Genomic DNA, 21,822 nt, shown 5'->3' on the forward strand with positions numbered 1-21,822 from the left:
CCGTGGTCACACTCGTTTGCGCGCGGCTCGCATAACCGCGCTGCGGGCACGTGGATTATCGTTCACTTCGCCATCACTTGGACGTTTCCCTTTGCCTAACGCCTCAAGACGACGATTTAATTGATCATCACGAACAGGAACGCCCCGAGGCAAATGGGTATCGCCTCGTACGTGATGCCGGATGAATCGCTTTACGCGGCGATCTTCCAGTGAGTGGAAGCTGATGACCACTAGATGACCACCGGGTGCCAAGGCATCAAGCGCTGCTTCCAAGGCAGCATCCAACTGCTCCAATTCGCCATTTAAATAAATTCGCAGGCCTTGAAACGCCTTGGTCGCAGGATGCCGGCCTTTTTCCCAGGCGGGATGGGCCTGTTTCAGCACTTCGGCCAAATCGACGGTATGCGTAAAAGGCGATTCAACACGGCGTGTGACGACCGCACGTGCTAATCGTTTCGCAAAACGCTCTTCCCCGTAGGTTTTAAATACGTGCGCAATGGTGGCCTCACTGGCGTGGGCAAGAAACTGGGCGGCGCTTTCCCCTTGAGAGGGGTCCATACGCATATCCAGCGGCCCATTGCGCATAAAACTGAAACCACGCTCAGGGTCGTCGAGCTGCGGAGATGAAACGCCTACATCCAATAAAACCCCAGCAAGCTTGCCGTGAACACCTTGTTCACGCGCCACATCGGCCAAGCGGGCAAAGTCGCGCTGGACCATGGTAAAACGTGAATCGGATATCTCCGCTGCAGCCGCCACGGCTTGAGGGTCACGGTCAAGCGCAATCAAGCGCCCCGCCTCGCTCAAGCGCGATAAAATAACCCGTGAATGCCCGCCCCGCCCAAAAGTGCCATCAAGATAAGCACCCTCGGGTTGATGCACGAGAGCATCAACGGCGCCGTCCAGTAGCACGCTGGTATGTTGGAAAGGGGAAATAGCCTGATCCGCGTCAGGTGGCGACATAGTTCACTCACAGCATATTGAGGGGGCGCGCCAAAGCACGCCCCTATGGTTGGGGAGTCGGCCGATAAGCCGGGTTCTGTCGTGGACAGCCATTCCTCTAGGCGCTGCGTTACCCCAGCGCTCAAGCAACCTACCCGGACCCAGCGCGGGCCACGCCATTGGGTCCCTATTTGGTCTTGCTCCGAGTGGGGTTTACCTTGCCACGCACTGTTGCCAGGCGCGCGGTGCGCTCTTACCGCACCCTTTCACCCTTACCGGCCCCGAAGGGCTTAGGCGGTCTACTCTCTGCTGCACTTTCCGTCGGCTCACGCCGCCCAGGCGTTACCTGGCACTCTGCCCTATGGAGCCCGGACTTTCCTCCCCCAACACCTTTTGAGGGGTATTAGCGGCGACTGTCTGGCCAACTCCGGCGGCAAGCATACCAGCGCCCACCGTTCGCCTCAATGCTCGCCTTTCATGCCCTGCAGTCGGGCATACCACGTTTGCTTGCGACCACCAAACAAGCCAGCCGCCACGCTCGCCGCTTGTTTCACTCCAACGCCCTCATTAAGCAGCGTATGCAGCAATATATCAGCCTCGATAGTCTGGTGTTCGCTTTGCGGCAAAGGCGGAGCACCTGCGACTATCACCACGAACTCCCCCCGCGCTTGATTAGGGTCAGCGGCTAACTGCTCCAATAACGATGCAGGCGTACCGTGAAGAAACGTTTCGAAGGTTTTGGTTAACTCGCGAGCCAGCACGACGTCGCGGCCTGCCATCTGCTCGTGAAGGGCCTCAAGGGTATGCACAATACGATGTGGAGATTCGTAAAATACCAGCGTTTCTTCTCGAACCTTCCATGTGTCCAGCGCCTGTCGGCGAGCTCCCGGCTTGGCCGGCAGAAAACCAGCAAACACAAACCGATCGGTGGGCAAGCCCGCCGCAGACAACGCCGTAATTAGCGCACAGGGACCAGGTATCGGCACGATATGGCGATTACGTGCGCGAAGCTCGCGCACCAACACAAACCCTGGATCGCTAATTAGCGGCGTGCCTGCATCACTAATCAGAGCAATATCCTCTCCCGCTGCAAGATAACCGTCTAACGTATCGACCCGCCTCGCTTCATTATGCTCGTGCAAAGACAGCATCGGTTTATTCAGCCCTAAGTGCGACAACAAACGCGCACTATGGCGGGTATCCTCGGCGGCAACACGTGCCACGTCGCCAAGCAGGCGAACCGCACGAATGGATAGGTCATCCAAATTCCCAATCGGCGTGGCAACCACGTACAATGTGCCGGGTGCTATATGTGTCATTGTGACTCCCAATTCGTCAATGGCTTGCTCCACGGTACGCTATGCTTGTGCAGTAGCCGCCAAATCGTTGACAAGCAGCGACGGCGCAAATGAAAACTAAGGAAGGATACATGAAACAGTCATTACGTGGCTTTCTGGCCGCTACGCTCATGGCGCTTCTCATGGCGGGTTGTGCGACACAGTCTCCCAGCGTTGTCGACCGCGAACCCGACCAAGACCCTGGCCAACTGCTCAGCCAAGCGGAAGAACAGGGCCCCGAAGAGGCGGCTAAGACGCGCCTTGAAGCGGTCGACATTTTAGCCCGCCAGGGCGAGCGTGAGGATGCGTTTGACGTCGCCAAGTCTCTCGACGAGCAAGCGTTATCCGAGTCAGACCGGGTACGTTGGGCGCTGGTATTTTCCGAGCTAGCCCGAGCGCTCGACGAGCCCGATAGCGTTTTGCGCGCCACCCAAGTGCTTAACGACGAACTGCCCATGGAGTCGGACCAACAGCGCACGCTTGAAGACCGCCAGCGCTGGGCGCGCGAGGCGCTCGACAAACCTGACCCAGAACGTTTTGCGCTCCCTGAATTAGAAGGCGAGACGATTAACCGCATCGCCGTAGCGCTACCCGAGTCCGGCACGCTTAGCAGCGTAGCCGAAACCATTGCCGACGCCATGCGCCGCCACCACGACATTCAAGATGACGATGTACAGCTGAGCTTTCTAGATGCTTCGGAATACTCGCTCAACGAACTTTATGATCGTGTTGAGCAAATGAACGCGCAGGTTATGATTGGCCCATTAGATAAGGAACAAGTGACCCAGCTTGAACAGCGCGATAGCGTGCCGGTACCAACCCTGGCGCTCAATTACGGCAGCAGCGACCGCAATCAAGCAAAGCGGCTTTTCCAATACGGCCTCTCAGCTGAAGACGAAGCGCGTCAGGCAGCACGCCGCGCATGGCAGGATGGGCACCGTCAAATGTCCCTCATGGTACCAGACAACAACTGGGGGCAGCGCGTTGGCGAAGCCTTCTGGAATGAGTGGCATCGCCAAGGCGGCGATATCAGCAATGCAGTGCGTTACAATCCTGACAACCCAGTATCTGATGCGGTTGAAACAGCCTTAAACGTTCGCGGCGAACGTGCACAGCTTGATGACATTGACGCTCTCTTTTTGCTAGCGCTCCCGGACTACGCGCGCCAAGTTCCGCCCACAATGGATTACTACTACGCGCCAGACCTTCCCGTTTATGCCACGTCTCACTTACATGAAGGTCAACGCCAGACACGTCTTGACCAAGACCTCAATGAAGTGATGTTCATGGATATTCCGTGGCAAATTCCCGATGCCGCTGTGGGTGGCGAAGAAGTCCTGCCGTTCTATGACAGTTACCAGCGCATGCGTGAAGAGTCTGACGCCTCATTATTTCGGTTGATGGCAATGGGGGTCGATGCCTATGAAATCGCCACCCGCCTCTCTGACTTTTCTGAACTTGAAGGCTTTGATGGTAGCACCGGTAGGCTGTTTCTCACCGGCGATGGACGCATTTACCGCGAACTGCCCTGGGCCAAGTTCCAAAACGGCACGCCGTCACCGATTCTGATCCCTGGTTTAATGGGCGATGAAGAAGATACCGACGAGCGCGATGACAACTAGCCCGAAGACGGCGCGAGCACGCGGCCAGGCCATTGAGCAGTTTGCTGCTCAATGGCTGCAGCAACAAGGGCTGCGTTTAATCGCCAGTAATCACCATGTTAAGGGTGGCGAGCTTGACCTGATCATGCAAGATGCGGATATTCTGGTCTTCGTAGAGGTCAAACATCGCAAATCAAGCCGCTATGGGCATCCACTTGAGTCAGTAACGGCTCAAAAACAGCAGCGGCTGATTCGAGCCGCAAGGCTTTACTTAGCCACAATGCGCCACCCATCAGCGTGTCGTTTTGATGTCGTCGCCATCACCGGCACGCCCCCTCAGGTGGAAGTTGAGTGGGTAAAAGCCGCGTTTGACGCCTTTTGAATTCACAACCAGGAAGCCCTAATGGACTTTCAATCACGCATACTGGGCCATTTCAACGCCAGCATTGATACCAAAACCTACGCCAGCGAGGTGCTACCGCCTTTCATCGAGGTCGCCAGCCAAATGATGGTGCAGTGCCTGGTTAGCGAAGGCAAAATTCTCGCCTGCGGTAACGGCGGTAGTGCCGGTGATAGCCAACACTTCTCATCAGAACTACTCAACCGCTTTGAGCGTGAGCGGCCAAGTTTACCCGCGCTGGCATTAACAACGGACACCTCCACGCTAACCTCGATTGCCAATGACTATACGTATAACGAAGTATTTTCGAAACAAATCAGGGCACTAGGACAGCCAGGCGATATTCTTTTGGCGATTTCAACCAGCGGCAATTCAGCTAATATTGTGCAGGCGATACAAGCTGCCCATGATCGCGACATGGCGGTTGTGGCGTTAACCGGCCGGGATGGCGGTGATATGGCATCGCTGCTAGGCCAGGATGACTGCGAAATTCGCGTGCCCGCCACGTCCACGGCCCGCATTCAGGAAGTCCACTTATTGGTCATCCACTGTCTATGCGATTTAATTGATGAGCAACTATTCGGTGGCTAGTCCATCGCCACCGACGATGAAAAGGAACCTACCAATGACGCTACAACTCCCCTCTTTGCGCACGTCTCGCCTATTGATGGCTGCCGCGCTAGGTGCCAGCATTTTGCTTGCAGGCTGCGCGACTAACACTCGGGTTGATTCATCAAACTATGCCCAGCGCAGTGAAGACGTGGCCGCTGTTGACGCCACCATCGAACGGGAAGTGGGCCGCGCGTTAGAGCGCGCCGACGGACGCCTGGGTGATGCACGTATTCGCCCTCATAGTTTCAATGGCATCGTGTTGCTAGTCGGACAAGTGCCCAGCGAAGAACTACGCGAAATGGCCGAAAAAGTCACCTCTGACTTGCGCGGCGTCGACGAGGTGCATAATGAATTGAACGTGGCAGCGCGCTTGCCCTCTACCCAGCGTCTTACCGACACTTGGTTAACTAGCAACGTAGTCAGCCGACTGGCTACCAATGACAGCATCGACTCCTCGAAGCTAAAAGTAACAACGGAAAACGCTAGCGTTTACATCATGGGAATGGTGTCACGCGATGAGGCGGAGCGCATTGTTAACGCTGCCTCTAACGTGGCAGGTGTTCAGCGCATCGTAAAAGTCTTCGAGTATATCGACGATTGAATTGCGCACTGCCATCGAAAGCTAAAAGGCCTCGCCGTTTTACGGCGAGGCCTTTTAATATTATAGCTAACTTAACAAATAGCTAAAAACAGACTACTTCACGACACGCAGTGATGGTTTTTTCTTGCTACTGCTGGGTTTATTTTTGGACTCTTCCTCTGACGCTTCTGCCGACGTATCTTCGGGGGATGACTCGGCGTCAGGCGTTGAATCTGTCACTGTCAACGTTGGCTTGCTGGGAGAAGACGTGTCATCTAACGACTCTTCACCTTCGGGCGAGGCCAATTCCGGCTCGTGTCCGAAAACCATTCCGGCTCCGTTTTCCCGCGCATAAATCGCAATCAGCGCCGGCGTAGGAATCATCACCTGCATAGGCTGACCACCAAAACGCGCGTTGAAGCCAATCGCTTGGTTTTCCATGAACAAGTCTCGCACCGCTGTGGGAGCGACATTCAGCACGATTTGGCCGTTCTGCACAAATTGGCGCGGCACTTCAACACCGGGCTGAGTGGCATCCACGACGAGATGCGGCGTTAGCTCATTGTCTAACAACCATTCGTAAAGCGCTCGGGCGATATAAGGACGGCTCGATTTCATCTAGACTCGCTCCTCCTAGAGACAAGGCCCCGCCACGCGAGGCCCAGGTGGGTTCAAGCACGCATCTCTTTTTCGCGCTCGTTCAACGCGGCCTTAAAAGCCTCGCGCTCAAACACCCGCGACATATAGCTTAATAGCGGCTTTACCTGTTTTTCTGGCAGCTCAATATTCAGCGCCGGCAATCTCCATAGAATCGGCGCCAAGCAGCAGTCCACGAGAGTGAACTCGTCACTCATGAAATACGGCATATCTTCGAAAATAGGTGAAATACCAATCAAGCTCTCGCGCAGTTCTTTGCGTGCTTTTTCAGCGTCTTTTTTCCCACCACTGATAATTTGCTCCACCATCGGACACCATTCGCGCTCAATGCGATGCATCCATAGGCGGCTCTGGGCACGCGCCACGGGATAAACAGGCAGTAACGGCGGATGCGGGAAACGCTCATCCAGGTATTCCATCATGACTTTCGACTCGTAAAGTACCAAGTCGCGGTCAAGCAGCGTCGGCACGCTGTTGTATGGATTCAAGTCGGCGAGCTCGTCGGGCACATTCTCGCCAGAGACATCGACAACGTCGACAGCCACGCCCTTCTCAGCCAGTACAATGCGCACACGATGACTGAAATGATCATCATTACCTGAATAAAAAATCATTGACGACCGTTTGGCCACAACACCCATGAAACCATCCTCGCAACGAATCAATCTTGGATAATAACACGTCCACCCCACCCTTGGGGAAGCCAACGCTCTGCATTACCGACAAGACTAACACGCAAAAAGGCGCACGGACCGGCCGCACGCCCTAGGTTGCCCTTTCCCATCACTTTCAGTGAATGTCGCGCCAGTACTCACGCTTGAGAAAATACGCAATGACGGCAAAAATAAATAAAAATATTAGCACCTTCGGCGCTAATGCCTGTGCTTGAAGTTTGGAGGGCTCGCCCACATAAGCGAGGAAGTTGGTCAGATCATAGACCTCACCTTCAAACTCCTCCGGAGTTAATTCCCCCTGCTCGGTAACCTCTAATGTATTGCAGTCGGCTTCTTCCTCGGAGGCTTCCTCTTCGTTACCCTCTGAGGCACTCTCTTCAGGGCATACCTTTTCTTGCACACCCTGCAAGGGCTCAAGCACGTTAGGCATGGCCACCAGCTCAAATACGGTGTTGTTAACCCCTGTGGGGCGCTCCGGATCCTGGTAAAAACTGAGCAGGTACGAATACAGCCAGTCAGTGCCGTGCAGTCGCGCTGACAACGTCAAATCAGGTGGTGGCGCACCAAACCAGGCCTCGCCGTCATCCTCGCTCATAGCCGTATTCATCTGATCATTGAATGCCATTTCAGGGGAGAAAATAACGTTGTCTTCAATGATATCCTGGGGAATCGCCAAATCCTCGGCAGCACGCGAGAACCGCTGGTATTCAAGCGAATGACACCCCATACAGTAGTTAACGTAAAGCTTCATCCCATTTTGCAGCGACGCCTTGTCTTGCAAGTCAGGCTCCATTGAATGAGGCGCACTCCCCCCCCCAGCAGCCATAACTGAGATGGGGGCCAGCGCGGCGAGCAGTGCGATCAGTGTTTTTTTCATTAGCCAGTCACCCTTTCTGGTACGGGTTTTGTTTTTTCTAACCGCGTATAGATCGGCATCAACAGGAAATAAGCGAAGTAGATCACCGTGCATAATTGGGCCACTAACGTTCGAGTGCCGGTTGAAGGCAACACTCCAAGCACGCCCAGCGTCACAAAGCTTGCCGCAAATAACGCCAGCATCAACTTGGAGATCCAGCCCTTATAGCGAATTGATCGCACGGGGCTGCGGTCCAGCCAAGGCAACACAAACATCACCGCAATAGCGGCGCCCATACACATCACACCCAGGAATTTTGCCTCCAGACCAAAAATCGAGAAAGTGATCGCTCTTAAAATGGCGTAGAAGGGCGTGAAATACCACACGGGGGCGATATGATCAGGCGTTTGCAATGGGTTAGCCGGTTCAAAGTTAGGCGTCTCTATGAAATAACCACCGCCTTCCGGGAAATAAAACACCACCACGCAAAACACAAACAGAAACACCGCCACGCCGACCAGATCTTTCACGGTGTAGTAAGGGTGAAAAGGTATGCCATCCCGAGGGTTACCGGCTTCATCCTTTTTCTGCTTGATATCGATACCGTCTGGGTTATTTGAGCCCACCTCGTGTAGTGCAATAATATGCAGCACAACCAGCGCCAAAATAACAATCGGCAACGCCACCACATGGAGCGCAAAAAAACGATTCAGCGTAATGCCCGAAATCAAGTAGTCACCGCGCACCCACTGCGCCAAATCCGGACCAATCGCCGGGATGGCCGAAAAGAGGGAAATAATCACCTGCGCGCCCCAATACGACATTTGCCCCCAGGGCAACAGGTAGCCCATGAATGCTTCGGCCATCAGCGTCAAATAAATCGCCATGCCGAAAATCCACACTAGCTCGCGGGGCGCCTTGTAGGAGCCATACAGCAAACCGCGAAACATATGCAGATAAATCACCACAAAAAAGGCCGACGCCCCTGTGGTATGCATATAGCGGATCAGCCAGCCCCATTCCACATCACGCATAATGTATTCAATGGAGTCAAAGGCCCCTTCAGCGCTCGGGTTAAAGCTCATGGTCAGCCAAATCCCGGTGAGGATTTGATTGACCAGCACCAACAGCGCAAGAGAACCGAAAAAGTACCAGAAGTTAAAGTTTTTAGGCGCGAAGTAATGAGACAGGTGGTCTTGAAATAGCTGCGTTGCCGGGAAGCGGTCATCCACCCAACGCATCAGGCCACGCAGGGCTTTAGCTTTATTCGGATTACCCATTAGGCCGTCTCCTCATCTTCGCCAACGACAATGATGTTATCGCCTTCAAAACGATAAGGGGGAACTTCCAGGTTGGTCGGTGCGGGAACATTGCTAAAAACACGCCCCGCTAAATCGAAGCGCGAGCCATGACAAGGACAGAAAAAGCCGCCGGGCCAATCGTCGACGCCAACGCCATCTGCGTCAGGCTCAGGACGATAAACAGGCGAACAGCCAAGATGGGTGCAAATACCGATCAGCACGCCAATTTCGGGACGGATTGAGCGCATTTGACCGGCACTATAGGTCGGCTGCAAAGAGGATTCAGAGTCCGGGTCAGCGAGACGATCAACAGCGAAGGCTTCGGTACGCTCGATCATCTCGGGCGTACGATTGATAATCCAGACGGGACGCCCCCTCCACTCGACCGTCATGCGTTGCCCTGGGGCCAATTTCGATACGTCCGCCTGAACAGGCGCCCCTGCCGCTCGCGCTTTTGCACTAGGTTGCCATGCCGACACAAACGGGATTGCGACTCCAACTGCCCCTACCGCGCCGACAACGGTCGTCGCCCCTACAAGGAAACGACGCCGCCCCTTGTTAACGCCGCTATTTGCCATCTCCGGTCTCCCCCACTTTTTCCTCGCCGCACCATTAAGCGCCTGGGCAAGGCTTGCTATTGTTATTTACTTGCTATGCATAAAGTTGGCTGGTCCGCATGCAACGCACGCTTAACATTCCATCATTAACGTACACCTTGTCGAGTTATTGTTGTAGCAAAAAAAAAAACGCCCAGGCCGATGGCCTGAGCGCTTTTCGCAGTGTTGCTGAAGCGTTGATTAACGCTTGGAGAACTGCGGGCGACGACGCGCTTTGCGTAGGCCGACTTTCTTACGTTCTACCTGACGAGCGTCGCGCGTTACATAGCCAGCCGCACGTAATGTAGGACGTAAGTCCTCATTGTAGTCCATTAACGCGCGAGTGATGCCGTGGCGAATAGCACCGGCTTGAGATGAGCCACCGCCGCCTTCAACCGTGACGTAAATGTCGAACTGGTTGACAGTTTCGGTCAGCTCTAGTGGCTGGCGCACAACCATACGACCGGTCACACGACCAAAGTACTGGTCGAGTTCACGATTGTTGACGGTAATTTTGCCGGAGCCCGGCTTCATGAAGACGCGAGCGGTGGAAGTCTTGCGGCGCCCGGTACCGTAATACTGCTGTGTCATGGCGAAGATTTCCTCAGATGTTCAGTTCAAGCGGCTGTTGGGCAGCATGCGGATGCTCGGCACCAGCGTACACTTTTAGCTTTGAGTACATGGCACGGCCTAACGGACCTTTTGGCAGCATGCCTTTAACGGCAGACTCAATGATGCGCTCGGGAGCATGGTCGAGCATTTTATCGAACGTCATGGAGCGCAAACCGCCCGGGTAACCAGTGTGGCGGTAGTAGGTCTTGGCCTTCGCCTTGTTGCCGGTCACTTGGACTTTTTCCGCGTTGATCACCACGATGTAATCGCCGGTATCAACGTGAGGGGTAAATTCGGGCTTGTGCTTACCGCGTAAGCGGCGAGCAATTTCGGTAGCCAGACGACCGAGCGTTTTGTCCGTTGCATCAACAACGTACCAATCGCGCTGGACGGACTGCGGCTTAGCACTGAACGTCTTCATGGATGAAATCACCAGTTAAAATGTATTGGGTGCTACACACCGCCAAGCGGTATTGCACCATCCCTATTTTTTTTGGTTGTAGGTAACGTCCCTACAACGTGTAGCGAGGCGGCATTCTACAGGATGCCGCGAGCCAAGTTAAGCCTTAATGCGGTTGCCGAGCAATTTTCTGGGCGTCTTTTCCATCGACAAGCTCAAGAGGCAGCTATTTAAGGTGAATCATCAGGGCTTATGCGGAAGCGCCAGATACTCATGAGACTGCATTTCCTGCAGCCGTGAAAGCGTGCGCTGATATTCAAAAGTGAGCTTTCCGTCCTGGTAGAGCGATTCCACAGGGGCTTCGGCCGACATCAATACTTTGACGCCGCGGTCATAGAATTCGTCGACCATGTTGATAAAACGCCTTGCCTGGTCATCATCAGCGCCGCGCATTGCGGGCACGTTAGAAACGATAATCGTGTGGAATTCCCGCGCCAGCTCTATATAGTCATTTTGACTTCGCGGCCCATCACACAGCTCGGCAAATTCAAACCAGGCGATATCATCGTGCAATCGGCGGGTCGTCAGCACACGTTGATTGATTTCAAGGGGCGCATTCTCCTCCCCAGGTTGTCCGGCAATCTCACGAAAACTACGCGAAAGCTCTTTCTCGGCTGCCTCATCCAGCGGTGTATGAAAGATTTCAGCGCGTTCCAAAGCTCGCAGGCGATAGTCAACGCCCGAGTCCACATTTACCACACGACAATGGCGATTCAGCAAGTCGATCGCCGGCAGGAAACGTTCGCGCTGCAAGCCATCTCTATACAAGTCGTCAGGCACGATATTCGATGTGGCCACGAGAACAACACCTCGCTCAAAGAGGGCCTCAAGCAGATTCGCCAGTATCATGGCATCGGTAATATCTTTGACGAAAAACTCATCGAAACAAATCACCCGCGCCTCATTGGCGAACTTGCTCGCTACCAACGTCAGGGGATTTTTTTCACCTTTGTAGTGAGTCAATTCGTTATGAACACGCTGCATAAACCGGTGGAAGTGAGTACGCATTTTATCGGCAAATGGCAACGTCTCGTAAAAGGTATCCACCAAGTAAGTCTTACCCCGGCCGACCCCGCCCCAAAAATAAAGCCCTTGGACACTTGGCGTGGCGGGCTCAGATACTGTGTTTCTTTTGCCCAGCAGGCCCGCCACTTTGGCCTTTAGCCCTTTATTGGCAAGAACCGTTTTCGGCACCGTTGATGGCGTCGACAGCAATGCATCGTATAAGCGTTGCAATTGAGCAACCGCCGCTTCCTGGGCAGCGTCATACTCGAAACCTTCGCGCTTAAGGTCTTCCCGATAACGCCCCATTGGCGTTGCCGCTCTATACGCTGGCTCACCACCGGCCGACGTCGCGCTCATCGTTTAACTCTCCCGTTATTTGCAGTTTGAGGTTGCTGAAAAGCACCAGACGAGCTGAAATAAAGCACTAATTATACGTGGTTACGCTTGCCAACGCATGAGCATTGACCCAACCATCATGAAGACGCCTATAATAGCGGTCGACTGTTATACGCGCTGCACGATAAGCAGCGGCAGGCATCAAGGGAGATAAATGTGGAAAGCGAGCCATTAACCTATGCAGCAATAGGCCTTGTGATCGGCTTAATAATCGGTGCAGGATGCTACCGGTTACTGAGTAAAAGCCAGCGTCAACTTGCATCACTGCGCCAGACGCTACTTGAGCGTGAACATCAGGTCGCATCACTCAAAAACGGTGTGAGCAATCAATTATCCAGTGTCCACGAATCACTAGCGGCCATACGTCAAGAAACCGACGAGCTGGAAAAAAAGCTCCACGATGATGCGGGCCAATGGCAGCTAGATAAGTTGACACACCACCCAGCCGAACTCAGCGACCTGCGTCTGACAGCCGATGCAGCCGTTGAAAAACCCAATGAGCCTGCTATGCCTCGCGATTATGCCGATGGAAAAAACGGCACGCTATCCGAAGATTTCGGTCTTAAAGATAAAGACGCTGACGAGGACACGGCAACGCCTCCGCGTTACTGAGATTGGGCCCCTCAGTTGCATTACCGAGGGGCCGAGGCTTCACGCAGGGTTATCAATATCAACAAAGCGGTGTTGTATGGCGTATTCGTCCGCTAACCACTCGCCCAGCGCCTGAACACCATAGCGTTCAGTCGCATGATGCCCTGCCGCCACATAATGAATGCCCATTTCTCTAGCCAAGTGGGTGGTTCGCTCAGAAATCTCTCCGGAGACAAATGCCTGAGCCCCACCTTCATAAGCCGCGCTGATCATGTCTTGCGCACCGCCCGTACACCAGGCAATACGCTCTATGTCGCCCACCTCTGGAGCTTCGATCAACAGGGGCTCACGCTGCAACATTTGGCCTATTTGCTCTGCCAAGGCGGTTGCGGACAGTGGTTTGGCAACACGCCCCGCCCATAGCAGACCCTCTCCAAACTCTCCATCCAAACAGCCTTCAACTTTCCAACCAAGACGCTTGGCAAGCTCCGCGTTGTTACCCAACTCGCTGTGGGCATCTAAAGGCAAGTGATATGCCAACAGATTTATCTCATGATCAAGCAACGTTTTAATACGCTTGTGTTTCATTCCGGTAATGGCGACCGGCTCGTTCTTCCAAAAATAGCCATGGTGAACAATCAGCATATCGGCTTGCCAACGCACCGCCTCGTCAAGCAGTGACTGACAGGCCGTCACGCCGGTCATAACCCGTGTCACCTGCTCACGACCCGCCACTTGAAGGCCGTTAATCGTAAAGTCCTTAAACTGTGAAGCTCGCAACTGATGGTCGCAGGCCGCCACTAATACATCGCGTTGAATCACCGTCACTCCTTTGGATCTGCAAGCACCCATGAGATATAAACCAATAAAGTGTTACCATTTACAAGTGTAAAACTGACGACCGGTCAGTGCTAATATTTAGACGTTTCCCAAGGAATCCCCAATGCGACGCTTTGTGCTGCCTTATGTATGGCCCATCATTACTGGCTTTTTGCTGGCAGCTTTAGTTTTGCTTGCGTTTCCTGAGCGCTTTCCACTGCCTTTTCAAAGCTCGCCGACCCAAATCGTAGAGCCACCGCCCGCCTTAGTGACCACGGCAGATCAAGATACCGACCCTGACCGAGCGGCACCAGACATTCGTCAAGCGGCTCCTTTGGCCCGCAACCAAGGGCCCGCCAGCTATTCTGACGCGGTCAATCAAGCGGCGCCCGCGGTGGTTAATATCTATTCGTCACGCATCGTTGAGCGCGACGAGCACCCACTGATGTCGGACCCGTTCTTCCAGCAGTTTTTCAACGGCGATGATACCACCAGCCACCAACGTATGCTGTCCAGTCTAGGGTCTGGTGTCATCGTCAGCGATGAAGGCTATGTGCTCACCAACCACCATGTGATCAACGGTGCCGACGAAATTCAGGTCGCGCTGCGCGATGGCCGTGAAGTGCTTGCTGAAGTGATCGGCACCGATCCGGAAAGCGACCTAGCCGTACTAAAAATTGACCTGGACGAACTGCCGGTTATTGAGCTGAGCGACTCGACGGATGTAGCCGTTGGCGATGTCACATTAGCCATTGGCAATCCCTTTGGCGTTGGCCAAACCGTGACGATGGGTATTATCAGCGCCACCGGGCGCAGCCACTTAGGCCTAAACGCCTACGAAGATTTTATTCAAACCGATGCGGCCATCAATCCAGGTAATTCAGGGGGGGCATTGATCAATCCAGAGGGCGCCCTGGTGGGTATTAATACCGCTATTTTCTCGCGCTCAGGCGGCTCGCAAGGCATCGGGTTTGCCATTCCAGCCAACCTTGCCCATAGCATTTTAGACGAGTTGGTCACCCAGGGCCGCGTTATCCGTGGATGGCTGGGCATTGAGGCTCAGGCGCTATCTAGGGAACTTGCCGCCTCCTTTGGCCTGCGCACGCCCCAGGGGGTTATTGTCGCGGGCATCGTTGATGGAGGACCAGCAGAAGCGGCGGGACTGGAGCCTGGCGATGTCCTGCTGGCAGTGGATGGCGAGCCGATCCTTGATGCCCGCGAGACCATGAGTGATATTGCCTCGATTGAACCGGGTACCTCGCTGCCGCTAACTATCGTGCGCGATAGCGAACGCATGGAGATGACACTAGAAGTCGGCGAGCGGCCAGTACCGTCGACACTTCCACAGCCCGACGGCACACGCCGAAGCAGCGACTAAAACCAGTTTCAAGACTGGCCGCCCGTCGCGTTAGTCCATCAAGAAGAATGGATACGGTATTCAGCCGAGCGCGCATGGGCAGTTAGCGATTCCCCCCGCGCCAACACGGATGCAATCTCTCCCAGCGCCGAAGCCCCCTGAGCGGAGCAGTGGATCAACGACGAGCGTTTTTGGAAATCATAAACGCCCAGCGGAGAAGAAAAGCGCGCCGTACCCGATGTCGGCAACACATGATTGGGCCCTGCACAGTAATCACCTAGCGCCTCTGCCGTATAGCGGCCCATAAAAATCGCCCCCGCATGACGAATCTCAGACAGCCAGGTTTCAGGGGTTTCCACCGATAGTTCGAGGTGTTCAGGCGCCACGCGATTGATCAACGCGATGGCTTCTTGGGTATCACGACAGTGGATTAGGGCGCCGCGTCGACGCAGCGACTCGCGCACGATGTCTTGCCTTTCCAGGCTGGGCAGTAAACGCTCAATAGCGGCTTCCACATCCGCCAGATGCTCTGCGTCCCAGCTCACTAAGATAGCTTGGGCATCCTCGTCGTGCTCCGCCTGAGAAAACAGGTCCATCGCCAACCAATCAGGGTCGGTCAGGCCATCAGAAACCACCATGATTTCCGAGGGGCCGGCGATCATGTCGATACCCACCTGACCAAACACGGCCCGTTTGGCCGTGGCCACATAGATATTGCCCGGCCCAACGATTTTATCGACCCTTGGTATGCTTTCTGTGCCATAGGCAAGCGCGCCAATCGCCTGGGCACCGCCGATGGTAAACACCTGATCCACACCGGCCACATACGCTGCCGCCAGTACCAGATCGTTAAGTATGCCATCGGGTGTGGGTACCACCATTATGATCTCTTGCACACCCGCCACATGGGCAGGAATCGCATTCATCAATACCGATGAAGGATAGGCTGCCTTGCCGCCCGGCACGTAAATACCCGCTCGGTCAATCGCCGTCACCTGCTGGCCAAGCACCGTACCGTCGGACTCTTCGTATTGCCAAGACGTGGGTTTTTGCCGCTCATGGTAGCGCCGGATTCGCTCGGCGGCACTCGCCAGAGCATCACGCTGCGCGACGGGTAGATGCTCAAAGGCATTGCGCAATTGCTCAGCCGTTAAGCGCAACTCATCCATACGGGTAACCGAAACGCGATCAAAGCGGTTGGTTGCTTCAATCACGGCCGCATCACCATGGCGCTTCACGTTAGTAAGAATGTCGTCAACGCGTGCCTGAACGGCACTGTCTGACACGCCTTCCCAGTCCAACAACGCGTTCAGCTGGGTATCAAATGACTCATCCGTCGTATTGAGTCGTGCTATCGTCGCAGCGGCATTCTCGTTCATAGCAACCTCACGTTAATCGGCGGGCGATATCGTCTTGCGTTCGGCAACGGCACGCTCCAAGCGAGCCAACAGCGGCTTAATACGCGCATGTTTCATCGTCATGGCCGCTTTATTAGCCACCAGACGAGTGCTTATCGATGCAATCAATTCGCGTGGCTCCATACCATTAGCGCGCAGAGTGTTACCGGTATCAACGATATCTACGATTTCATCGGCCAAATTCATCAACGGCGCTAACTCCATCGCACCGTAAAGCTTAATGACCTCAGCCTGGATACCCTGCTCCGCGTAGTAGCGCCGGGCAATATTGACAAACTTGGTCGCTACTCGGCGGCGCGCCAGCCTCGGCGGCTCGCCGGTAACGCCAGCGGTCATCAGTTTGCAACGCGCAATATCCAAATCGAGCGGCTCATAGAGCCCTTCGGCACCGTGCTCAAGTAATACGTCCTTACCGGCGACACCCAGATCGGCAGCCCCCAACTGAACATAGGTCGGCACGTCCGTCGCTCTGATTACGACAAATTTAACGTCGGGCAAATTCGTATCAAACAGCAGCTTGCGGCTTTTGCGGATATCCTCGATAGGGGTGATGCCCGCGTCGGCAAGTAACGGCAAGGTTTCATCCAAAATGCGCCCTTTCGAGAGCGCGACAATTAATTGATTACTCATTTCGTTTGCCAGTGGTTGGGGGCCAGGCTCAGCCAGGGATACGCCGGATGCGCGCACCCAATAGCTGCAACTTTTCCTCAATGCATTCATAGCCACGGTCAATATGATAAATACGATCGACCAAGGTTTCGCCTTCCGCCATCATGGCGGCAATCACTAACGAAGCGGAAGCACGTAAATCCGTTGCCATCACCGGCGCACCAGAAAGCTTATCGACGCCGTTAATCAAGGCGGCATTACCCTCCAGGACGATATCCGCCCCCATGCGATTCAATTCCTGAACGTGCATAAAGCGGTTTTCAAAAATCGTTTCAACAACTCTCGACGCCCCTTCCGCCACCGCGTTCATGGCTACAAACTGGGCCTGCATGTCGGTAGGAAAGGCCGGATACGGCGCTGTACGGATATTCACAGCACGAGGGCGCTTACCGTGCATGTCCAAGGCAATCCAATCATCCCCGGAGGTAATCTCGGCGCCAGCTTCTTCCAGCTTAGCGAGCACGGCTTCGAGGATATCCGCCCGCGTACGCTTTACTTTCACCCGCCCGCCAGTCATGGCCGCTGCCACCAGAAAGGTGCCTGTCTCGATCCGGTCGGGCATGACATCATGATGACAGCCGCTGAGTGTCTCCACCCCTTCGATGGTAATGGTATCGCTGCCGTGACCGCTGATGCGCGCACCCATCTTGATCAGGCACTCAGCCAAATCCACCACTTCGGGCTCGCGGGCGGCGTTTTCAAGCACTGTAACGCCATCAGCCAGCGTAGCGGCCATCAGTAGATTTTCCGTGCCGGTGACCGTCACGGTATCAAAATAAATCGTCGCCCCTTTCAAACGGCCATCCACTCGTGCGCGAATATAGCCCGCTTCAACGCGTATTTCAGCGCCCATGGCCTCCAGCCCACGAATGTGTAAGTCCACGGGCCGCGAACCAATTGCACAACCACCCGGCAATGAAACGTCGGCTTGTCCGAAATGCGCCAGCAAGGGGCCCAGCACCAGAATAGAGGCGCGCATTTTCTTTACCAACTCGTAAGGCGCATGACAGTGAGTCACTTGAGAACCATCTAATTGGATGGTCAGATTCTCACCCATCACCGGCTCAACGCCCATGCGGCCGAGCAGTTCTAGCGTGGTGGTAATGTCCTGCAAGTGCGGCAAATTACCGATAACTACCGGACCTTTGGATAATAAGCTAGCGCAAAGAATGGGCAGTGCCGCGTTTTTCGCACCGCTGGCCCAGACTTCGCCGTCAACCGACCCATTGCCGGTAATAATAAGTTTATCCATAGAATAACCGTTACTGCGCGTTTTCAGCGGCGGTTTGCCACTGTGCTGGCGTGTAGGTTTTGATGCTGATTGCGTGCAAGGCACCCGTGGCGATCTCATCGCTTAACGCGGAATACACCAGCTGCTGGCGCTTGACGGGCGACAACCCTTCAAAGGCATCACCCACTGCAATCACCTGGAAATTACAGCCTTCGCCCTGAATATGGAACTCGCATCCATCGATACGTGATTCGAGCAGGGCTTTCACCTCATGGGGTTGCATAGGTCAGACACTCCTTAAAGGACGTTATATAACGTGGAAGATGGGCATCAAGGGGAGAACATCATAAAGAAAAGCCTGCGGTTTGGCGACGCCCAAGGCTTATTAGACAGGCTTTTCACCCGGCGCGTTAATGAGTGCGTCCAACTCGGCAAGCTCCGCAAGCCGCATAAGCGGTGCTGATAGCGTGATAGATATGACGTTGATGCGATGCTGGTGGCAGATACGTAGCCACTGAAGTAAAACGCTCAAGGCAACGTTACGTGGCGTGTCCACCTCGCTAAAATCAAACGTTATCGCCGCAGGATGATGAGCAGCCAACCAACGCGAGCCCTCGGCAGCAAGCGCAGCTGCCGAGGTAACGTCCACATCGCCCTGCACACTCAAGCCGTCGGCTCGCTGGCAAAGCGATACGTCGCGATCGGTAAAAATCGCCGTCACGCATCGCCCCCTTCTTCCAGTTCGTCGACACCCACATCCGGCGACCACCCATCAATCACCGCGTCATAGTCGCGGTTATTGTCGCGCATGGCCTGATCGAACTGGTTACGGAAGGTAAGCCCCAGGTTGATGCCGTTAACGATGACGTTCACGACGCGCCACTCGCCATCGGATAAACGCAGGCTATAGTTGACTGGGTAGACATCCCCATTCGTGCCGACGACTTCCATAGCGACGCTGGCACGGTCTTCTTCGCGCTGAGGACGCTGATCATCAAGAACGCGAATTTCATCGTAGTCAAAGGTCACTAAGCCACGCGTATACGTATCGATGAGTGTTTGGCGAAAGACATCGACGAAACGGCTGCGCTGTTCCGGTGACGCATTACGGAAATAGCTCCCCATCACGCTGGCACCGATGTAGCGAAAGTCCGCCACTTCCTCGAGGCTTTCGTCCACCTCTTGTTTAAGTTCGTCAAGGTTGTCTTCGTAATACGATTCGCGACCTTCCAACTGCTCCATAAAATCACTGATATTGTCGCGGATCATCGCTTCGGGGGGCTCGGGCTGCGCGCTTGCCGACAGCGGCATCAAGGAGGCAAGTAACGCGGCGGCCAGGGTGAACCCTGTCATTAATGAGTATTTTTTTAACAACATCATTTTCTTCTCCTAGCGACGGCGAACATGTCCCCGTCATTTATCTCGTCTTGAGCGACCCGCCCGCAGCGTGGCAAGCCGTTCGCCATCACAACGATTAATTTAATTACTTGCCATATTGGATATAAATTGCTGGATAAGTTCTTCAAGCACCAGAGCCGATTGGGTATCACGGATCGTATCGCCTTCCTCCAGCATTTCAGGATCGCCTCCCATGCTCAGGCCAACGTATTGCTCGCCGAGCAAACCCGAGGTCAAGATAGACGCGGTGGCATCACGGGAGATCTGCCCTTCCAGCTCACTGTCCAAGCTCAGCGTCACGCGGGCGTCATACCACTCAGTGTCGAGTTCGATCGCTTCAACGTGGCCTACTGTAACACCTGCCATAGACACACGTGCCCGAGGCTTTAATCCGCCAATATTGGAAAAGTTAGCGTCCAACTGATAGGTGTTCGACGCCCCGGAAAGGGTTAACCCGCTAACGCGCAGCCCCAAAAACACCAGCCCCAAAATACCCACTAAAATAAACAGGCCGACGCCAAACTCCATGGTTCTACTTCGCTTCATGAAACTGCTCCACCTAATCAGAGGCCGCCGAACATAACGGCGGTTAATATGAAATCAAGCCCCAGAACCGCAAGCGACGAGTAGACAACGGTACGCGTGGTCGCTCGGGAAATCCCTTCAGAAGTTGGCAGCAAATCGTAACCTTGGAAGACCGCAATCCAAGTCACCACCACCGCAAACACAACACTTTTAATCATGCCGTTGCCAACGTCATTAATAAACGCCACGCTGGCCTGCATGTTGCTCCAGTAAGAGCCCTCGAATACGCCAAGCCACTGAACGCCGACGAGATAACCACCCCAAACGCCGACGACGCTGAACCCAACGGTAAGAATCGGTAGTGCGACAACGCCTGCCCAAAAACGCGGAGCAACCACTCTTCTGAGGGGGTCGACGCCAATCATTTCCATACTGGTTAACTGCTCGGTGGCTTTCATCAAGCCTATTTCAGCGGTTAGCGCCGAGCCCGCGCGGCCGGCAAATAACAGCGCGGCGACCACCGGAGCCAATTCGCGCAACAGCGATAGCGCCACCATCTGCCCAAGCGCATCCTCAGCACCAAAATCAATGAGAATCGTATACCCCTGAAGCGCCAACACCATGCCGATAAACAGGCCTGACACCAGCACAATCGCTAGCGATAATACACCGACAAAGTGCAACTGGCGTATCCAAAGCCGAATGCCCTCTGCCGATGGCACCCCTACCGCCGATTGAGCAAGAAATACCCCAGCGCGCCCCAGCGACTCGACCACGTCACAGCTGCGACGCCCCAATCGAGTAATGCGCGTGGCGACCTGCCCTTGCTTCATCGTCATTTGGCATCTCCCTGAGTCGCCACATCGCCCAACATATCCTGGTAAAAAGCCGGCGCGGGGTAATGAAAGGGGACGGGACCGTCGGGCTCACCGTGTATAAACTGCTTCACCCGAGCATCCTGATTGGCATCGAGTTCTGCTGGTGTTCCATGCGCAACCACATGGCCCTCGGAAATAAAATACAGATAATCGGCAATTGTCAGGGTCTCCTTGATATCGTGGGACACCACCACCGACGTCAGGCTTAATGCCTGGTTGAGGCGTTTAATTAACTGCACAAGCACGCCCATGGAAATAGGATCCTGACCAACAAACGGCTCGTCGTAAAGAATGAGCTCTGGATCAAGCGCCACGGCCCGCGCCAGCGCCACACGTCGGGCCATTCCGCCGGAAAGCTCGGCTGGCGAAAGGTGGCGCGCGCCACGCAAGCCCACAGCTTGAAGTTTGAGCAGCACCAAATCGCGGATCATCGCATCGGGTAGATCCGTATGAACACGCAGCGGAAATGCCACGTTTTCATAAACATCCAGGTCTGAAAACAGCGCGCCGCTTTGAAACAGCATGCCCATGCGCTTGCGCAGGGCGAACAATGCCTTACGCGATAACCGGTGGACATCGTCTCCATCAATCAACACGCGGCCCTGATCGGGTGTAAGCTGGCCTCCGATCAGCTTCAATAAAGTCGTTTTACCGGTACCGCTTGGCCCCATGATTGCCGTCACTTTTCCTCGCGGGATGGTGATATTCACCCCGCGAAAAATCTCGGTATCACCCCGCGAAAAATACAGGTTCTCGACTTCAATAAAAGGCACATCGCTCATGGAACCATCAACTCTCGCGTTAACGTGCGTACTCACTGGCTTCACGCAGCATAAAGAAAACAGTGTTTAAAAACTATTATCGAACATCGTATTCTAACCTTACCTGACGACGACAAGCGAGCCTC

Annotated in this window: 26 protein-coding genes and 1 other RNA gene; 6 read left to right on the forward strand and 21 right to left on the reverse strand. The window is 54.5% G+C overall.

Annotated features, from left to right (window positions below):
- Nucleotides 1-6: 6 nt before the first annotated feature.
- From rsmH to rsmI, 3 genes are all read right to left on the reverse strand, one after another.
- Complete coding sequence (rsmH, locus tag GA0071314_RS11250; protein WP_074396728.1) at nt 7-963, reverse strand: 16S rRNA (cytosine(1402)-N(4))-methyltransferase RsmH; 957 nt, start codon at nt 961-963, stop codon at nt 7-9.
- Nucleotides 964-1,012: 49 nt separating this feature from the next.
- An RNA gene (rnpB, locus tag GA0071314_RS11255) (RNase P RNA component class A) lies at nt 1,013-1,371 on the reverse strand.
- A 32-nt stretch (nt 1,372-1,403) separates the two neighbouring features.
- Nucleotides 1,404-2,261, reverse strand: a complete 858-nt coding sequence (gene rsmI / locus GA0071314_RS11260; protein ID WP_074396729.1) for a 16S rRNA (cytidine(1402)-2'-O)-methyltransferase — start codon at nt 2,259-2,261, stop codon at nt 1,404-1,406.
- Between the two features lie 110 nt (nt 2,262-2,371).
- Between rsmI and GA0071314_RS11265 the strand changes: the two genes are divergently transcribed.
- The 4 genes from GA0071314_RS11265 to GA0071314_RS11280 are packed head-to-tail and all read left to right on the forward strand — an operon-like array spanning nt 2,372 to nt 5,493.
- Nucleotides 2,372-3,901 carry a penicillin-binding protein activator gene (locus tag GA0071314_RS11265; protein WP_074396730.1) on the forward strand — a complete coding sequence of 510 codons (1,530 nt, stop codon included), beginning with the start codon at nt 2,372-2,374 and terminating at the stop codon, nt 3,899-3,901.
- The gene (locus tag GA0071314_RS11270; protein WP_074396731.1) at nt 3,891-4,262 is read left to right on the forward strand and encodes a YraN family protein; all 372 of its coding nucleotides are present in this window, start codon (nt 3,891-3,893) and stop codon (nt 4,260-4,262) included. Before GA0071314_RS11265 ends, GA0071314_RS11270 begins: the two co-directional genes overlap by 11 nt.
- Before the next feature lie 21 nt (nt 4,263-4,283).
- Nucleotides 4,284-4,871 (forward strand): phosphoheptose isomerase, encoded by a 588-nt coding sequence (locus GA0071314_RS11275; protein WP_074396732.1) that lies wholly within the window; start codon nt 4,284-4,286, stop codon nt 4,869-4,871.
- Nucleotides 4,872-4,905: 34 nt separating this feature from the next.
- Nucleotides 4,906-5,493, forward strand: a complete 588-nt coding sequence (locus GA0071314_RS11280) for a BON domain-containing protein (RefSeq protein WP_074396733.1) — start codon at nt 4,906-4,908, stop codon at nt 5,491-5,493.
- Between the two features lie 93 nt (nt 5,494-5,586).
- Here GA0071314_RS11280 and GA0071314_RS11285 read toward each other — a convergent pair whose 3' ends face one another.
- The 8 genes from GA0071314_RS11285 to zapE all read right to left on the reverse strand — a co-directional run bounded on the left by GA0071314_RS11285 (nt 5,587) and on the right by zapE (nt 11,990).
- Nucleotides 5,587-6,090 (reverse strand): ClpXP protease specificity-enhancing factor, encoded by a 504-nt coding sequence (locus GA0071314_RS11285; protein WP_074396734.1) that lies wholly within the window; start codon nt 6,088-6,090, stop codon nt 5,587-5,589.
- Nucleotides 6,091-6,143: 53 nt separating this feature from the next.
- Entirely contained in the window at nt 6,144-6,770 is a 627-nt protein-coding gene (gene sspA, locus GA0071314_RS11290) for a stringent starvation protein SspA (protein ID WP_074396735.1), read from the reverse strand.
- 148 nt (nt 6,771-6,918) lie between these two features.
- On the reverse strand, nt 6,919-7,680 hold the full coding sequence (locus tag GA0071314_RS11295) for a cytochrome c1 (RefSeq protein WP_074396736.1): 762 nt from the start codon (nt 7,678-7,680) through the stop codon (nt 6,919-6,921).
- Entirely contained in the window at nt 7,680-8,939 is a 1,260-nt protein-coding gene (locus GA0071314_RS11300) for a cytochrome b (protein WP_074396737.1), read from the reverse strand. The genes GA0071314_RS11295 and GA0071314_RS11300 overlap by 1 nt, the downstream gene beginning before the upstream one ends.
- Nucleotides 8,939-9,538: a ubiquinol-cytochrome c reductase iron-sulfur subunit gene (gene petA, locus GA0071314_RS11305; RefSeq protein WP_074396738.1), complete on the reverse strand. Its 600-nt coding sequence runs from the start codon at nt 9,536-9,538 to the stop codon at nt 8,939-8,941. The genes GA0071314_RS11300 and petA overlap by 1 nt, the downstream gene beginning before the upstream one ends.
- Before the next feature lie 219 nt (nt 9,539-9,757).
- Nucleotides 9,758-10,147 (reverse strand): 30S ribosomal protein S9, encoded by a 390-nt coding sequence (gene rpsI, locus GA0071314_RS11310; protein WP_074396739.1) that lies wholly within the window; start codon nt 10,145-10,147, stop codon nt 9,758-9,760.
- A gap of 13 nt (nt 10,148-10,160) precedes the next feature.
- Nucleotides 10,161-10,589 (reverse strand): 50S ribosomal protein L13, encoded by a 429-nt coding sequence (gene rplM, locus GA0071314_RS11315; protein ID WP_016913499.1) that lies wholly within the window; start codon nt 10,587-10,589, stop codon nt 10,161-10,163.
- A gap of 222 nt (nt 10,590-10,811) precedes the next feature.
- The gene (gene zapE, locus GA0071314_RS11320; protein ID WP_074396740.1) at nt 10,812-11,990 is read right to left on the reverse strand and encodes a cell division protein ZapE; all 1,179 of its coding nucleotides are present in this window, start codon (nt 11,988-11,990) and stop codon (nt 10,812-10,814) included.
- A gap of 195 nt (nt 11,991-12,185) precedes the next feature.
- Between zapE and GA0071314_RS11325 the strand changes: the two genes are divergently transcribed.
- Entirely contained in the window at nt 12,186-12,641 is a 456-nt protein-coding gene (locus GA0071314_RS11325) for a YhcB family protein (protein ID WP_156524114.1), read from the forward strand.
- 39 nt (nt 12,642-12,680) lie between these two features.
- On the opposite strand, the gene GA0071314_RS11330 is transcribed toward GA0071314_RS11325, so the two are convergent.
- Entirely contained in the window at nt 12,681-13,442 is a 762-nt protein-coding gene (locus GA0071314_RS11330) for a Nif3-like dinuclear metal center hexameric protein (RefSeq protein ID WP_074396742.1), read from the reverse strand.
- 121 nt (nt 13,443-13,563) lie between these two features.
- Here GA0071314_RS11330 and GA0071314_RS11335 point away from each other — a divergent pair, with 121 nt between their 5' ends.
- Complete coding sequence (locus tag GA0071314_RS11335; protein WP_074396743.1) at nt 13,564-14,817, forward strand: Do family serine endopeptidase; 1,254 nt, start codon at nt 13,564-13,566, stop codon at nt 14,815-14,817.
- Between the two features lie 38 nt (nt 14,818-14,855).
- Here GA0071314_RS11335 and hisD read toward each other — a convergent pair whose 3' ends face one another.
- From hisD to GA0071314_RS11380, 9 genes are all read right to left on the reverse strand, one after another.
- A complete protein-coding gene (gene hisD / locus GA0071314_RS11340) occupies nt 14,856-16,175 on the reverse strand; it encodes a histidinol dehydrogenase (RefSeq protein ID WP_074396744.1) in 1,320 nt (439 codons plus the stop codon).
- Between the two features lie 12 nt (nt 16,176-16,187).
- Nucleotides 16,188-16,844: an ATP phosphoribosyltransferase gene (gene hisG, locus GA0071314_RS11345; RefSeq protein ID WP_074396745.1), complete on the reverse strand. Its 657-nt coding sequence runs from the start codon at nt 16,842-16,844 to the stop codon at nt 16,188-16,190.
- Between the two features lie 28 nt (nt 16,845-16,872).
- A complete protein-coding gene (gene murA / locus GA0071314_RS11350; RefSeq protein WP_074396746.1) occupies nt 16,873-18,135 on the reverse strand; it encodes a UDP-N-acetylglucosamine 1-carboxyvinyltransferase in 1,263 nt (420 codons plus the stop codon).
- Between the two features lie 10 nt (nt 18,136-18,145).
- Nucleotides 18,146-18,397, reverse strand: a complete 252-nt coding sequence (locus tag GA0071314_RS11355) for a BolA family protein (RefSeq protein WP_074396747.1) — start codon at nt 18,395-18,397, stop codon at nt 18,146-18,148.
- A 102-nt stretch (nt 18,398-18,499) separates the two neighbouring features.
- Nucleotides 18,500-18,835, reverse strand: coding sequence for an STAS domain-containing protein (locus GA0071314_RS11360; RefSeq protein WP_074396748.1), 336 nt, complete (start codon nt 18,833-18,835; stop codon nt 18,500-18,502).
- Nucleotides 18,832-19,467 (reverse strand): MlaC/ttg2D family ABC transporter substrate-binding protein, encoded by a 636-nt coding sequence (locus GA0071314_RS11365; protein ID WP_441316768.1) that lies wholly within the window; start codon nt 19,465-19,467, stop codon nt 18,832-18,834. Before GA0071314_RS11365 ends, GA0071314_RS11360 begins: the two co-directional genes overlap by 4 nt.
- Nucleotides 19,468-19,593: 126 nt before the next feature.
- On the reverse strand, nt 19,594-20,058 hold the full coding sequence (gene mlaD, locus GA0071314_RS11370) for an outer membrane lipid asymmetry maintenance protein MlaD (protein WP_074396750.1): 465 nt from the start codon (nt 20,056-20,058) through the stop codon (nt 19,594-19,596).
- Nucleotides 20,059-20,075: 17 nt separating this feature from the next.
- Nucleotides 20,076-20,876, reverse strand: coding sequence for a lipid asymmetry maintenance ABC transporter permease subunit MlaE (mlaE, locus tag GA0071314_RS11375; RefSeq protein WP_156524115.1), 801 nt, complete (start codon nt 20,874-20,876; stop codon nt 20,076-20,078).
- On the reverse strand, nt 20,873-21,697 hold the full coding sequence (locus tag GA0071314_RS11380) for an ABC transporter ATP-binding protein (RefSeq protein WP_074396751.1): 825 nt from the start codon (nt 21,695-21,697) through the stop codon (nt 20,873-20,875). The genes mlaE and GA0071314_RS11380 overlap by 4 nt, the downstream gene beginning before the upstream one ends.
- Between the last annotated feature and the right edge of the window lie 125 nt (nt 21,698-21,822).

Origin of the sequence: Halomonas sp. HL-93, assembly GCF_900086985.1 — a bacterium.
Classification (GTDB): Bacteria; Pseudomonadota; Gammaproteobacteria; order Pseudomonadales; family Halomonadaceae; genus Vreelandella.